The sequence below is a fragment of the Streptomyces lavendofoliae genome, from assembly GCF_014649735.1.
GTDB lineage: Bacteria > Actinomycetota > Actinomycetes > Streptomycetales > Streptomycetaceae > Streptomyces > Streptomyces lavendofoliae.
This window is the reverse complement of the sequence record NZ_BMTP01000009.1, coordinates 53,581-66,595: the sequence shown is the minus strand read 5'-3', so window position 1 is coordinate 66,595 and position 13,015 is coordinate 53,581. Positions and strand designations below refer to the sequence as shown.

Genomic DNA, 13,015 nt, shown 5'->3' with positions numbered 1-13,015 from the left:
TAGCGGGAAAGGCCCGTGTTACGTTCGGCGAATGAACGATTCTGTCGTCCTGGACACGGTCGATCTGCACATACTTCGCCTTTTGCAGAACGACGCCCGGACCACGTACCGCGACCTGGCCGCCGAGGTGGGGGTCGCGCCCTCCACCTGCCTGGACCGGGTGGCACGGCTGCGGCGCACGGGCGTCGTCCTCGGCAACCGGCTGCGTCTCGATCCGGCCAAAATCGGCCGCGGCCTGGAGGCGCTGCTGCTGGTGCAGGTGCGTCCGCACCGGCGGGAGCTGATCGGCCCGTTCGTCGACCGCATCCGCGCCCTGCCGGAGTCGCGGGCGCTGTTCCACCTGACCGGCCCCGACGACTACCTGGTGCACGTGGCCGTGTCGGACCCCTCCGACCTGCAGCGACTCGTCCTGGACGAGTTCACCTCCCAGCGCGAGGTCGCCCGGGTGGAGACCCGGCTGATCTTCCAGCAGTGGGAGTGCGGGCCCCTGCTGCCGCCCGGCGCGCCCGCTCATGTGTCGGCCGACCGGGACGGATGAGGGTGACGACCGGGCCCGTGGCATACCAGGATGGCCTCATGCCAGAGACCTCCAGCAGCGCGCTCCCCCGCATGGTCGCCGACGCCTATGTCGACGCGCTCATCGAACTCGACCCGATCACCGGTACCTACCTGGGTGTGGAGAAGAGCGCGGGACTCCTTCCGGATTTCTCGCCCGCCGGTCAGGAAGAGATCGCCCGGCTGGCCCGTGAGACGCTCGCCCGGCTCGACGCGGCCGAGCGGCTGCCCGGCGCGGACAGCGACGCCGAGCGGCGCTGCGGGCGGCTCCTGCGGGAGCGCCTCACCGCCCAACTGGCGGTCCACGAGGCGGGCGAGGGTCTGCGCACGGTCGGCAACATGCGCTCGCCCGTGCACAGCGTGCGCATCGTCTTCACCGTGATGCCCACCGGGACGGCCGGTGACTGGGCCGCGGTCGCCGAGCGGCTGCGGGCGGTGCCGGCCGCGATCGCCGGTTACCGCGAGTCCCTCGAACTGGGCCTGGAGCGCGGGCTGCTGGGCGGCCCTCGGGCCACCGCGACCTTCATCGGGCAGCTCACCGGATGGACGGGCGGTGACGGCACGGGACGCGGCTGGTTCGAGGAGTTCGTGTCGGCCGCCCCGGCCGGGCCGCGCCCGGAGCTGGACGCCGCCGCCCGCGGCGCCACCCGGGCGCTGGAGTCGCTGCGGGACTGGATGCGCGACGTGTACGCGCCGGCCGTGAAGGGCGCCCCCGACACGGTGGGCCGTGAGCGGTACGCCCGCTGGTCGCGGTACTTCAACGGCAGCGACTGCGACCTGGACGAGGCGTACGCGTACGGCTGGGGCGAGTACCACCGGCTCCTCGCCGAGATGCGGGCCGAGGCGGACAGGATCCTCCCGGGTGCCGGGCCGTGGGAGGCGCTCGCCCACCTCGACGAGCACGGCACCCACATCGAGGGCGTCGAGGAGGTGCGGGTCTGGCTCCAGCGGCTGATGGACGAGGCGATCGAGGCGCTGGACGGCACGCACTTCGAACTCGCCGAGCGGGTGCGGCGGGTGGAGTCGCGCATCGCCCCGCCGGGGGGCGCGGCGGCCCCGTACTACACCGGCCCGTCGGAGGACTTCTCCCGTCCGGGCCGCACCTGGCTGCCGGTCGACGGGGAGACCCGCTTCCCGGTCTACGACCTGGTGTCGACGTGGTACCACGAGGGTGTGCCCGGCCATCACCTCCAGATCGCGCAGTGGGTGCACGTGGCCGACCGGCTTTCGCGGTACCAGGCGACGATCGGCGGGGTGAGCGCGAACGCGGAGGGCTGGGCGCTGTACGCGGAACGGCTCATGGACGAGCTGGGGTTCCTGCCCGACCCGGAGCGGCGACTGGGGTACCTGGACTGCCAGATGATGCGCGCCTGCCGGGTGATCGTGGACATCGGCATGCACCTGGGCCTGCAGATCCCGGCGGACTCGCCGTTCCACCCGGGTGAGCGCTGGACGCCGGAGCTGGCGCAGGAGTTCTTCCGGCGGCACACCAGCCGCCCGCCGGCGTTCGTGGAGAGCGAGCTGACCCGCTACCTGTCGATGCCCGGACAGGCGATCGGCTACAAGCTGGGCGAGCGAGCCTGGCTGCTGGGCCGGGAGCGGGCCCGCCGGCGGCACGGTGACGCCTTCGACGCGAAGAAGTGGCACATGGCCGCGCTGTCGCAGGGCCCGCTGGGCCTGGACGACCTGGTGGAGGAACTGGCCCGGTTGTGACGATCCGTCAGCAGCCGCAGTCGGCGGTGTCGACCGGGGCGGTGAGGGGGTCGGCGTCGCGGGTACGAAGGCCCTCCGGGGTCTCGTACGGGAAGCCCTCGCGGACCCAGTACTCGAAGCCGCCGAGCATCTCCTTGACGTGGTAGCCGAGTCCGGCCAGGGCGAGGGCCGCGCGGGTGGCGCCGTTGCACCCCGGTCCCCAGCAGTAGGTGACCACCGGCACGGACCTGTCCAGGAGCTGCTCGGCCTGCTCGGGAACCAGCGCCGTCGGCAGGTGGACCGCGCCGGGGACGTGGCCCTGGTCCCAGGACGCGGCCGAGCGGGAGTCGAGGACCACGAACCCCGGGTCGCCGCCGGCGGCGAGCGCGACGGCCACGTCGGAGACGTCCGCGTGGAAGGCCAGGCTCGCGGCGAAGTACGCGGCGGCGGAGGCCGGCGAGGCGGGCGGGACTCGCAGGACGGGGTTGGTGGCGGCAGGGGCGGTGGTGAGTGGCGTCGTCGTCATGTCCGGAAATCTACGGCCGGCCGGTCATCCCGGTGAAGTGACGATCCCCGGTGAATACCTTGTCCCGCCGGGGAATCCCCTGCTATTCCTCGTCCATGACGGGATATTCACCGGACGCCACCGACTGGCGCATCCTCGCGGCACTCCAGGAACGGGGCCGGGCCGGTTTCGCCGAGCTGGCCCGTACCGTCGCCATGTCCGCGAGCGCCGTCACCGAGCGGGTCCGCAGGCTTGAGGAGGCCGGTGTGATCACCGGGTACAGCGCGGTGGTGGACCCGGAACGCCTCGGGCTGCCGATCCTCGCCTTCGTACGGCTGCGCTACCCCCTCGGCAACTACAAGCCGTTCCACGACATGCTGGACACCACGCCGGAGGTTCTGGAGGCGCACCACGTGACCGGCGACGACTGCTTCGTGCTGCGGGTCGCGGCCCGGTCGATGCGGCACCTGGAGGAGGTCACCGGGAAGATCGCCGTCCTCGGCTCGGTGACCACGAGCGTCGTCTACTCGTCGCCGCTCCCCCGGCGGCCGGTCAGCCGCTGAAGGCGCCTCCGCCGCGCAGCCTCACCGCCGAACCGCCGCGCCCCTTGACGACCTCCAACTGGGTGGGGATGCGGCGGCGCAGGTCGCCGACGTGACTGACGATGCCGACGCTGCGGTCCCGTTCGCGCAGCGAGTCCAGGACGTCCAGCACCTCGTCGAGCGTCTGGTCGTCGAGGCTGCCGAACCCCTCGTCGATGAAGAGCGTGTCGAGCCGAACGCCACCGGCCTCGTCGGTCACGACGTCGGCGAGGCCCAGTGCCAGCGCCAGGGACGCGAAGAACGTCTCGCCGCCCGACAGCGTCGCCGTGTCGCGCTCGCTGCCCGTCCAGGCGTCCACGACGTGCAGGCCGAGACCCGCCCGCTTGCCGCCCGCCCGGGCGTCGGAGTGGACGAGCGTGTAGCGGCCGGCCGACATCCGGGCCAGGCGCGCCGTCGCGGCCGCCGCGACCTGTTCGAGCCGGGCCGCCAGCACGTAGGACTCCAGCCGCATCTTGCGCTCGTTGTCCGCGGACGTGCCCGCGGTCAGCCCGGCCAGCCGTGCCACCCGCTCGTACTCCTCGCGCAGCGGCCCCAGCCGCCGTACCTCGACGGCGGCCTGCCGGGACAACCGGGCCAGCTCGTCGCACCGCTCGCGGTGGGCGGCCAGCGCGGAGTCCGCGTCGCGGGCGGCGCGGTCGGCGGCGGCGTGGGCGGCCCGGGCGCGCTCAGGGTCGGCGGGTGGGCGCCCGGCGGCGGCCCGCGTCTCCGGTTCGGCGAGCCGGTCGGCGACGGCCGCCGCCTCGGCCTGCCAGGCGTCCAGCCGCCGCTGGAGGTCCCGGTGCGCCGCGTCGTCGAGCAGTGCGGCCGCCGCGGCGGCCGGTGTGGTGAAGCCGGCCCGGAACGCGGCGTCGGCGAGCCGGTCGTCGGCCTCCTTGAGCCGGCGGGCCGTGTCCTCGACGGTACGGACGGCCTCGGCGGCCTCCGTGAGGCGGGCGATCCGGTGCTCCAGGGACGCGGCGTGCCCGGCGACGGCCCCACCCGGGACGCGGGCGAGTTCGGCGTCCACGGCCGCCTGTTCCCGGTCGAGCGCCTCACGCCGCGAGGTCCGCGCGGCGGCACGGCGCTCGGCCTGCTGCCGCACCTCCAGCCTGCGCCGGTGCTCCTCCTCGGCCCGCTGGAGTTCCTCCCGCGCCGCGTGCCCGCCGCCCGCCACCTCACGCGCCTCGGCGTACGCGCGCTCCAGCCGCGCCACCTCGCCGGCGAGGCCGGCCACCGACGGCTGACCGTCACCGGCACCAGCACCGACGAGGTCGGTGACCGCGGTGCCGGTGTCCACCGGGGCGTCGCCGGGGCGCGGGGCCGCGGCGGCCTCCGCGCGGGCGGCGGTCAGTGCCTCCCGGGCGACGGCCAGGTCGCGTTCGGCCGCCGAGCGGATCTCGTCCGCCCGCGTGTGCGCCTCGTAGGCCGCGTCCTCCGTCGCCCGGTCGATGTGACCGGTGTCCGCGCGGGCCGGTGCCGGGTGGTCGCACGAGCCGCACACCGCGCACGGCTCACCCTCCGCGAGGGCGTCCGCGAGTTCCGCGGCGATACCGCGCAGGCGGCGCTCGCGCAGGTCCAGCCACCTCTCGTGGGCGGCGTTGGCCCGCTCGCGCGCGGCGGTCAGCCGGGCCGAGGCGGCGGCGACGTCGTCCGCCAGCGCGTCGCGGCGTCGGGCGGCGGCCAGCCGGCGACGGGCCGGTTCCAGGCGGCCGGCCAGGTGCTCGGCGCGGGTGGCGCCCTCCTGCGCGGCCTCCACCCGGTCCCGGAGGGCGCGGCGCGTGGCCTCCCAGCCGGCCAGCCACGCGTCCGCGTCCTGGAGGGCGTCCTCGTCGGCACGGGCCTGCCGGTCCAGTTCGGCGCGCTCGCGCACGAGTTCCCCGGCCCGCCGCTCCGCCCGGCGGGCGCCGTCCAGGCCGCCGAGTTCCACCCGCAGCCTCCCGGCCAGCGCGGCCAGGTGCTCGGCACCGGCGTCGGCGAGGTCCGGCGGCAGACCGGCCACCGCCCGCTCGTGGGCCCGCAGCGCCGCGCGGTGCTCCCGCTCGGTGTCCTCGCGCAGGCTCAGCGGGCCGGCCACCCGCTCGGCCTTGCGGCCCCGCTCCAGACGGGCCTCCCACCCGTCGCGCTCGGCCCGCCGGGCGTCCAGTTCGCCGGCGCGGCGCCGGGCGTCCTCGTAGCGCCGCTGCCGCGCGGCCAGCTCCCGCTCCTCGTCCAGGGCGCGCCGCGCGGCGGCCTGCCGCTCCTCGGCGGCGGCGAGCGCCGACGCGGCGACGTCCCGGGCCTCGCGGGCGCCCGACCGGGCGACGGCCGCCCAGGACAGGACGGCCTCGGCGAGCCCCGGGTCACCGGGCCTGCCCTCGGCGGCGGGCCATTCGCCGGCCGCGCCGCCGGCCGCCTGGGCCATCCGGTGGGCGAGCGCGAGGAGCCGTTCGTCGCCGTCCTTCACCTGCTGCTCGGCGGCGCGCCGGAGTTCGGCGAGGCGCTCCTCGACGGCGGCGAAGCGCCGGGTGTCGAAGAGGCGGCCGAGGAGCCTGCCGCGCGCCTCCGCGTCGGCGCGCAGGAACCGCGCGAAGTCGCCCTGCGGCAGGAGCACCACCTGGCAGAACTGGTCCCTGCTCATGCCGAGCAGCTGGGTGACCTCCTCGCCGATCTCCTGGTGCGAGCGGCTGAGCCCCTTCCAGGAGCGGCTCTCCGCGTCGTACTCGCGCAGCCAGGACTGCGCCTTCTCGGTGGTGAAGCCGCCGCCGCGCTTCTTGGGGCGCGGCTGGGCGGGGCGCCGGGTGATCTCCAGCCGGCGGCCGGCGACGGTCAGGTCGAGCACGACCTCGGTGTACGTGCCGGTGGGGGCGTGGTCGCTGCGCAGCGAGGTGCCGGGGCTCTGGCGGGCGCCGGGCACGGCCCCGTACAGGGCGTAGCAGACGGCGTCGAGGACGGAGGTCTTGCCCGCGCCGGTCGGGCCGTGCAGGAGGAACAGGCCGGCCTGCGAGAGCGTGTCGAAGTCGACGGACTGGGTGGTGCCGAACGGGCCGAAGCCGGTGATGTCGAGCCGGTGGAGCCTCATCCGGTCACCTCGCGTCGTGCCATGTCCACCCTGACGTCGTCGAAGGCGCGCAGGAGTGCGGCGCGCTCCTGGTCGTCGGGGCCCGCGCCGCCGCGTACGTGGGCGACGAAGTCCTCGGCGACCTGCTGGTCGTCGCGGTCGCGCAGGCGCCGCGCGTACGAGGCGCCGGTCTCGTCGTCGGGCCGCTCGGGGTCGAAGAGGAGGCTGAGCGTGTGGGGGAAGCGCTCGGTGAGGCGCGCCATGGGGTCGGCGGGGCGGACCGGGTCGGTGAGGGTGGCCTCGACCCAGGCGTCCTCGTGGCGGTCGAGCGCGGGATCGGCGAGCAGGTCGTCGAGCCGGCCCCGGAGGCGGGCGAGGGGGCGGGGCACCGGGCAGTCGATCCGTTCGGCCCGGACCGTCCCGTCGCCGTCCAGGTCGACGAGCCACATCGTCTTGCGGTGGCCGGCCTCGGAGAAGGAGTACGCGAGGGGCGAGCCGGAGTAGCGGATCCGCTCGGTGATCGTCTGGCTGCCGTGCAGGTGCCCGAGGGCCACGTAGTCGACGCCGTCGAAGACGCCGGACGGCACGGCGGCCACGCCCCCGACGGTGATGTCGCGCTCGCTGTCGCTGGGTGCGCCGCCCGCGACGAAGGCGTGGGCGAGGACGACGGAACGGGTGCCGGGCGGGCGGCCGGCGAGGTCGGCGCGCACCCTGGCCATGGCGGCCGTCAGCACGGACTCGTGCCCCGCCCTGTCGGCGCCGAACTGGTCGCGGACGAGGGCGGGTTCGAGGTACGGGAACCCGTAGAACGCCACGTCGCCGTGGGTATCGGCGAGCAGGACGGGGGTGCCGGCGCCGGCCGGGTCGGTCCGCAGGTGGATCCCGGCGCGTTCGATGAGCCCGGCGGCGACGCCGAGCCGGCGGCCCGAGTCGTGGTTGCCGGAGATCATCACGGTGGGCACCCCGGCGTCGGCGAGCCGGTGCAGGGCGGTGTCGAACAGTTCCACGGCGGTCAGCGGCGGCACGGCGCGGTCGTAGATGTCGCCCGCCACCAGGACGACGTCCACGTCGTGCTCGCGGACCGCCGCCACGAGGTGGTCGAGGTACGCGGCCTGCGCTTCGAGCAGGCTCACCCGGTGGAACGACCGCCCCAGGTGCCAGTCCGATGTGTGCAGCATTCTCACGATGCCGCTCCGACCTGCATGTGTACCGCTCCTCCGCCCCCGGGACCCGCACGGGCACCGTCGTGAACCCCGTACACGCTAACGGTGTCCGGCCCCTGGTTCGTCACGGACCTCGTTTTCCCCGGGAACGGGCGGGGCCTCGGAGGCCCGGCGGGCGTGCCGGAGGGCGGTACGCGTCAGGCGTCGCCGTGCAAGTCAGGCGTCGCCGTACGCCTCGCCGCCCAGTTCCAGCCGGGCGGTTCCGGCGGTGGCGTCGGCGAGCCAGGCGCGGAAGGCGTCGACGTCGGCGCCGGGCAGGCCGACCTCGAGGGTGACCGCCTCGGCGTACCGCACGTCGCGCACCGCGCGCCCGGTCGCGCGCAGGTCGTTCTCCAGCTTCCCGGCCCGCTGGTGGTCGACGGTGACGGTGGCGAGCCGGAAGCGCTGCCGGGTGAGGGTGCCGACGGCGTCGAGCGCCTCGCCCACCACGCCGCCGTAGGCCCGGATGAGCCCGCCGGCACCGAGTTTCACACCGCCGTAGTAACGGGTGACGACGGCGGCGACGTACCGGACCTCGCGGCGCAGCAGCATCTGGAGCATGGGCACGCCGGCCGTGCCGCCCGGCTCGCCGTCGTCGCTCGCCCTCTGCACGGCGGCGTCGGCGCCGATGACGTACGCGAAGCAGTTGTGGGTGGCGGTGGGGTGCTCCCTGCGGACGCGTGCGACGAAGTCCTGCGCCTCCTGTTCGGTCGCGGCGGGCGCGAGGGCGCAGATGAAGCGCGATCGGTTGATCTCGGTCTCGTGCACGCCCGCGCGGGCGACCGTCCGGTACTGCTCCTGCATCCCGCCACCCTATGCGGCCCGGTGCCGGGGAATCTCCGGCGGTGGGTGGCCGTTGGCGCAACGAGGGAAGACGACATGCGGGAGGCGGAGCGTGACCGGCGAGACGGACACCATCGAGAAGATCCTGACCGAGTCCGGGGACACCTGGGCGGTGGTGGGGCTCTCCAACAACCAGGCACGTGCCGCGTACGGCGTGGCGGCGGTGCTCCAGCGGTTCGGCAAGCGTGTGGTGCCGGTCCACCCCCATGCGGAGACGGTGCACGGGGAGCGGGGGTATGCCTCGCTGGCGGAGATCCCGTTCCCCGTGGACGTGGTGGACGTGTTCGTGAACAGCCGGCTCGCGGGGGCCGTCGCGGACGAGGCGGTGGCCAAGGGCGCGAAGGCGGTGTGGTTCCAGCTGGGGGTGGTCGACGAGGCGGCGTACGAGCGGACCACGGCCGCCGGGCTGGAGATGGTCATGGACCGGTGCCCGGCGATCGAGATCCCGCGGCTCGGCCTGCGCTGATCCCCGGTCGTCGGGGACGGCCGTGCCCGGCGGGCCGCACGGGTCCGCCGGGCGCGGTGCGTCCGCGCCCTGGCCGGCCGCCGCCGGTCAGGACCCGCTCGGCGCCGGCCGGTGACGGGACCGGTGGCCGGCGGGGTGCCTCGGCGGACGCGGGCGGGGCGTATCAGCGGACGGGCGGGATGGAGACCGCCATGGTCATCTCGACCGCCTCGGTGCCGTCGTTGCGGTACGCGTGCGGGACGTTGGACTCGAAGACGGCGGAGGTGCCGGCCGGTACCCGGTGGTCCGTGCCGTCGACCACGAGGGTGAGTTCGCCGGCCGTGACGTGGAGCAGTTCGGTGGTGCCGTCCGGGTGGGGGTCGGAGGCGCTGGCGTCGCCGGGCATCAGTGTCCAGGCCCACAGTTCCAGGGGGCCCCGGGCTTCGGCGCCGACGAGGAGGGTGGTGCTGCTGCCCCGGTCGGTGGACCACATTCGTACCGCCTGTTCCCGCGGTACCAGGCGGACGTGCGGCCCCTGCTCGTAATCGAGGAGCGTGGTGATGGACACGCCGAGGGCGTCGGCGAGTTTCACGGTGGTGCCGACGCTCGGGTTCGTGCGGGCCTGCTCGATCTGGATGATCATTCCGCGGCTGACCCCGGCGCGGGCGGCGAGCGCGTCGAGGGTGAAGCCGCGCTCACCGCGCCAGCGCTTGAGGTTGCGGGCGAGCGACTGCGTGAGCTGGTCGAGGTCCGACACGTTCCGTCCAATATATTGACTGATAAAGTTCAGTGAAGTGCACTACGGTGTGCTGCACCCACTGTTCACCGCACTGTACTGCGAGGATCACCGTGACAGCACTGTTCGCCCTGGCCACCAGCGTCCTGTGGGGGCTGGCCGACTTCGGCGGCGGGCTGCTCACCCGGCGCGTCCCCGCCCTGACCGTGGTCGTCACGTCCCAGCTGATCGCGGTCGTGGTCCTGGGCTCCGTCGTCGTCGCGACGGGCGGCTGGACGGAGGCCGGACCCCGCCTCTGGTACGCGGTGGCGGCCGGAGCGGTCGGACCGGCCGCCATGCTCGCCTTCTACAAGGCCCTGGCCCTCGGCCCGATGGGTGTCGTCTCCCCGCTGGGCTCCCTCGGCGTCGTCGTCCCCGTGTCGGTGGGCCTGCTGGTCGGCGACCGGCCGGGACTGCTCCAGTTCGCCGGCATCGGGGTGGCGCTGGCGGGCGTGGTCCTGGCGGGCGGGCCCGAGCTGCGCGGTGCGCCGGTGCGGCGCCGGGCGGTGCTGCTGACGCTGGTCGCGGCCTTCGGCTTCGGCTCCGTCATGGCCCTGATCGCGGAGGCGTCCACGACCCTCACCGGGCTGTTCCTCGCCCTGTTCGTGCAGCGCGTCACCAATGTGACCGTCGGCGGCGCGGCCCTGTGGGCCTCGGTGAAGCGGGGCGGCCGTGCCCTGCCGAAGGACGGCGGGATACGGGTGGTGCGGGCGTCGCTGCCCGCGCTGGCGTTCGTCGGCCTGGCGGACGTCGCGGCCAACGGGACGTACGCGATCGCCGCGCAGAACGGCCCGGTCACCGTGGCCGCCGTACTCGCCAGCCTCTACCCGGTGGTCACGGCGCTCGCCGCGCGGGGCGTGCTCAAGGAGCGGCTGAGGGCGGTGCAGGCGGCGGGGGCGGGCCTGGCGCTGGCCGGCACAGTCCTGCTGGCGGCCGGCTGATCAGGCCGTGCCGAGGTCGAGGTCGAGCTCCGCCAGCGCCGCCAGCTGCTGCGGCGTGACCCCTTCGGGCACGGGTACGGGGGCGGGCGTGCGCAGCGGGGGCTGCCAGCCCCGCTCGGGGTCCCACCGTCGTACGACGCGGGCGGGCGCCCCGGCGACCACCGCGTGGTCGGGCACCTCGCCGCGGACGACGGCCCCGGCGGCGACGACCACGTTGCGGCCGAGCCGGGCGCCCGGCAGGATCACCGCGCCGGTCCCGAGCCAGCAGCCCGGCCCCACCTCCACCGGCGCGGAGCGCGGCCACTGGCGGCCGACCGGCTCGTCGGGGTCGTCGTAGCTGTGGTTGGTCGAGGTGATGTAGACGTACGGCCCGCAGAAGGTGTCCGCGCCGACGGTCACCGGCGCGTCGGCGACGACATGGCTGCCGCGCCCGAGGACGACGCCGTTGCCCAGGGTCAGGACCGGGTCGGGCCCCAGGTCGAGCCCGGGCATCATCCCTGCGGTGAGCGTCACCTGCTCGGCGATGATGCAGTGGTCGCCCAGCTCGATCCACTCCTCGCCGAACACGGTGCCCTGCGGGAACGCCAGCCGGGTGCCGGGACCCAGCCGGCGGAACCGCAGCCGCCCGGGGCGCTCGGCGGTGACGGCACCGGTCTCCTGCACCCATCGCCGGCCACTGTGCACGGCCCGGGTGAGGACCCGGCGCCGCCAGGCCGCCAGGGAGGAGAACGTGTTTCTGTTCTTCGGCACCCGGACACGGTAGTCGTCCGGATCGCGCCCCATCGGCGCGCCGCCCTGTGATGTTCGCCCCACCGTCGCCGCCGGAGCGGCGGTCGCCTAACGTTCCCCTGGCGCGACTTCGCAACACGAGGAGCAGGCGATGGCAGAGCGGGCGTTGATCACCGGGGTGGGCGGCAGGCGTCCGGACGTGCATCCGGAGGCGTTCGCGGCGCCGACCTCCGTGGTGGTCGGCGAGGTGACGATGGCGGCGGGGTCGAGCGTCTGGTACCACGCGGTGCTGCGCGCCGACTGCGGGCCGATCGTCCTGGGCGCCGACAGCAACATCCAGGACAACTGCACGGTGCACGTCGACCCGGGCTTCCCCGTCACGGTCGGCGAGCGCGTGTCGGTCGGGCACAACGCGGTCCTGCACGGCTGCACCGTCGAGGACGACGTGCTGGTGGGCATGGGCGCCACGGTCCTCAACGGCGCCCACATCGGCGCCGGTTCCCTCATCGCCGCACAGGCGCTGGTGCCGCAGGGGATGCGCGTCCCGCCCGGCTCCCTGGTGGCGGGCGTACCCGCCAAGGTGAAGCGGGAGCTGACGGCCGAGGAGCGCGAGGGCATCAAGCTGAACGCCGCGATGTACCTGGAGCTGGCCAGGGCCCACGGCGAGGCCCACGCCTCCTGACGCCCGGCCCCCGGTCGTCGCGGTGCGCCGGTCCGCGGGCGGCCGGCGTTCTTCGGTCGACGAGCGCGCCGGCGTACCGGCCGTCGGTCCGCCCGGCCGTCGGTCCTCCCGAAGCCGCACGGGCCGCGCGGGGCACCACGGCGGTCCGCCCGGGCGGCGGGAGGGCCGGCACGCCCGTCGCCGGTCGGCGCCCCCGCCGGCGCTCGGCACGCCCGTGCGGGGCGACCGGGACGCGGGGTCAGTCGACGGTGACCGGGGCCGGTTCGGGGGCCGGGGAGGGGGACGGGGCGGCGGACGCGGCGGCGGCCGCCTTCTTCGCGCGGTTCTTCAGGATCAGCATCGAGGTCAGGCCCACCAGGACCGCGAGGACGAGCCCCAGCCAGGAGAAACGCTTCAGCCATGCCTCGGCGACCACGCCGACGGAGTAGATGACGGCCGTGGTGCCGCCCGCCCACAGGATGCCGCCGAAGACGTTGGCGATGGCGAACTTCCAGTACGGCATGCGCAGCACACCCGCGAGCGGGCCCGCGAAGATCCGCAGCAGCGCCACGAACCGTCCGAAGAAGACGGCCCACATGCCCCACTTCTCGAACGACCGCTCCGCCATCGCGATGTTGGCCTCGCCGAAGTGCTTGGGGAACTTTCCGCCCAGCCAGGCGAGCAGGGGCCGGCCTCCCTTGCGGCCGATGGCGTAGCCGATCGAGTCGCCGATGATCGCGCCCGCCGTGGCGCACGCGCCCAGGATCCACGGGTCGATGTCGCCGTGCTGGGAGGCCAGCAGCGCCGAACTGACGAGGACGATCTCGCCGGGCAGCGGGATGCCGAGGCTCTCCAGCCCGATCACCACCCCCACCAGGACGTAGATGCTGACCGCGGGAACGGTCTCGAGCCACTCCTGGACGTGCAAGGCCGGTTCCTCCGTCGTCGATGGCGTGCCGCCCGGCGTGCTGCCCGGCGTGCGGCTGCGTGCTGCCCGGCATACTGCCCGGCGTGCGGCGCGAGCGAGGCGCGCACGCCGGGCAGCCTAC

General features: G+C 74.9%; 13 protein-coding genes. 6 read left to right on the top strand and 7 right to left on the bottom strand.

Translation table 11 applies throughout. The features are described 5' to 3' along the window. The first annotated feature begins 31 nt into the window (after nucleotides 1-31). Both IE109_RS18260 and IE109_RS18255 read left to right on the top strand, forming a co-directional pair. Entirely contained in the window at nucleotides 32-538 is a 507-nt protein-coding gene (locus tag IE109_RS18260) for an Lrp/AsnC family transcriptional regulator (protein ID WP_189551969.1), read from the top strand. Nucleotides 539-576: 38 nt separating this feature from the next. Continuing rightward, nucleotides 577-2,268: a DUF885 domain-containing protein gene (locus IE109_RS18255; RefSeq protein ID WP_189551968.1), complete on the top strand. Its 1,692-nt coding sequence runs from the start codon at nucleotides 577-579 to the stop codon at nucleotides 2,266-2,268. Between the two features lie 7 nt (nucleotides 2,269-2,275). Here IE109_RS18255 and IE109_RS18250 read toward each other — a convergent pair whose 3' ends face one another. Further along, nucleotides 2,276-2,773 carry a rhodanese-like domain-containing protein gene (locus IE109_RS18250; RefSeq protein ID WP_189551967.1) on the bottom strand — a complete coding sequence of 166 codons (498 nt, stop codon included), beginning with the start codon at nucleotides 2,771-2,773 and terminating at the stop codon, nucleotides 2,276-2,278. A gap of 95 nt (nucleotides 2,774-2,868) precedes the next feature. On the opposite strand from IE109_RS18250, the gene IE109_RS18245 reads away from it, so the two are divergent. Then, the gene (locus IE109_RS18245) at nucleotides 2,869-3,315 is read left to right on the top strand and encodes an Lrp/AsnC family transcriptional regulator (RefSeq protein WP_189551966.1); all 447 of its coding nucleotides are present in this window, start codon (nucleotides 2,869-2,871) and stop codon (nucleotides 3,313-3,315) included. On the opposite strand, the gene IE109_RS18240 is transcribed toward IE109_RS18245, so the two are convergent. The 3 genes from IE109_RS18240 to IE109_RS18230 form a co-directional block, all read right to left on the bottom strand. After that, a complete protein-coding gene (locus tag IE109_RS18240) occupies nucleotides 3,305-6,391 on the bottom strand; it encodes an AAA family ATPase (RefSeq protein ID WP_189551965.1) in 3,087 nt (1,028 codons plus the stop codon). The two genes, IE109_RS18245 and IE109_RS18240, sit on opposite strands and share 11 nt — an antisense overlap. Further along, nucleotides 6,388-7,554, bottom strand: coding sequence for an exonuclease SbcCD subunit D (locus tag IE109_RS18235; protein ID WP_189551964.1), 1,167 nt, complete (start codon nucleotides 7,552-7,554; stop codon nucleotides 6,388-6,390). The genes IE109_RS18240 and IE109_RS18235 overlap by 4 nt, the downstream gene beginning before the upstream one ends. A 195-nt stretch (nucleotides 7,555-7,749) precedes the next feature. After that, nucleotides 7,750-8,376 carry a YigZ family protein gene (locus tag IE109_RS18230; RefSeq protein WP_189551963.1) on the bottom strand — a complete coding sequence of 209 codons (627 nt, stop codon included), beginning with the start codon at nucleotides 8,374-8,376 and terminating at the stop codon, nucleotides 7,750-7,752. Between the two features lie 91 nt (nucleotides 8,377-8,467). On the opposite strand from IE109_RS18230, the gene IE109_RS18225 reads away from it, so the two are divergent. Continuing rightward, the gene (locus tag IE109_RS18225; RefSeq protein ID WP_189551962.1) at nucleotides 8,468-8,881 is read left to right on the top strand and encodes a CoA-binding protein; all 414 of its coding nucleotides are present in this window, start codon (nucleotides 8,468-8,470) and stop codon (nucleotides 8,879-8,881) included. Nucleotides 8,882-9,044: 163 nt separating this feature from the next. Here the strand turns inward: IE109_RS18225 and IE109_RS18220 are convergent, their stop codons facing one another. Then, nucleotides 9,045-9,617, bottom strand: a complete 573-nt coding sequence (locus tag IE109_RS18220) for a helix-turn-helix domain-containing protein (protein WP_189551961.1) — start codon at nucleotides 9,615-9,617, stop codon at nucleotides 9,045-9,047. A gap of 92 nt (nucleotides 9,618-9,709) precedes the next feature. Between IE109_RS18220 and IE109_RS18215 the strand changes: the two genes are divergently transcribed. Beyond that, nucleotides 9,710-10,576 carry a DMT family transporter gene (locus tag IE109_RS18215; protein ID WP_189551960.1) on the top strand — a complete coding sequence of 289 codons (867 nt, stop codon included), beginning with the start codon at nucleotides 9,710-9,712 and terminating at the stop codon, nucleotides 10,574-10,576. Here the strand turns inward: IE109_RS18215 and IE109_RS18210 are convergent, their stop codons facing one another. Next, nucleotides 10,577-11,326 (bottom strand): acyltransferase, encoded by a 750-nt coding sequence (locus IE109_RS18210; protein ID WP_189551959.1) that lies wholly within the window; start codon nucleotides 11,324-11,326, stop codon nucleotides 10,577-10,579. A 130-nt stretch (nucleotides 11,327-11,456) separates the two neighbouring features. On the opposite strand from IE109_RS18210, the gene IE109_RS18205 reads away from it, so the two are divergent. Continuing rightward, nucleotides 11,457-11,987, top strand: a complete 531-nt coding sequence (locus IE109_RS18205; protein ID WP_189551958.1) for a gamma carbonic anhydrase family protein — start codon at nucleotides 11,457-11,459, stop codon at nucleotides 11,985-11,987. A 238-nt stretch (nucleotides 11,988-12,225) separates the two neighbouring features. Here IE109_RS18205 and IE109_RS18200 read toward each other — a convergent pair whose 3' ends face one another. Beyond that, complete coding sequence (locus tag IE109_RS18200) at nucleotides 12,226-12,894, bottom strand: DedA family protein (protein ID WP_189551957.1); 669 nt, start codon at nucleotides 12,892-12,894, stop codon at nucleotides 12,226-12,228. Nucleotides 12,895-13,015: the final 121 nt, after the last annotated feature.

Excerpts from the sequence above, each read along its gene's own strand:
- IE109_RS18260 (WP_189551969.1), top strand. The coding sequence starts at position 32 with ATGAACGATTCTGTCGTCCTGGACACGGTCGATCTGCACATACTTCGC.
- IE109_RS18255 (WP_189551968.1), top strand. The coding sequence starts at position 577 with ATGCCAGAGACCTCCAGCAGCGCGCTCCCCCGCATGGTCGCCGACGCC.
- IE109_RS18250 (WP_189551967.1), bottom strand. The coding sequence starts at position 2,773 with ATGACGACGACGCCACTCACCACCGCCCCTGCCGCCACCAACCCCGTC.
- IE109_RS18245 (WP_189551966.1), top strand. The coding sequence starts at position 2,869 with ATGACGGGATATTCACCGGACGCCACCGACTGGCGCATCCTCGCGGCA.
- IE109_RS18240 (WP_189551965.1), bottom strand. The coding sequence starts at position 6,391 with ATGAGGCTCCACCGGCTCGACATCACCGGCTTCGGCCCGTTCGGCACC.
- IE109_RS18230 (WP_189551963.1), bottom strand. The coding sequence starts at position 8,376 with ATGCAGGAGCAGTACCGGACGGTCGCCCGCGCGGGCGTGCACGAGACC.
- IE109_RS18205 (WP_189551958.1), top strand. The coding sequence starts at position 11,457 with ATGGCAGAGCGGGCGTTGATCACCGGGGTGGGCGGCAGGCGTCCGGAC.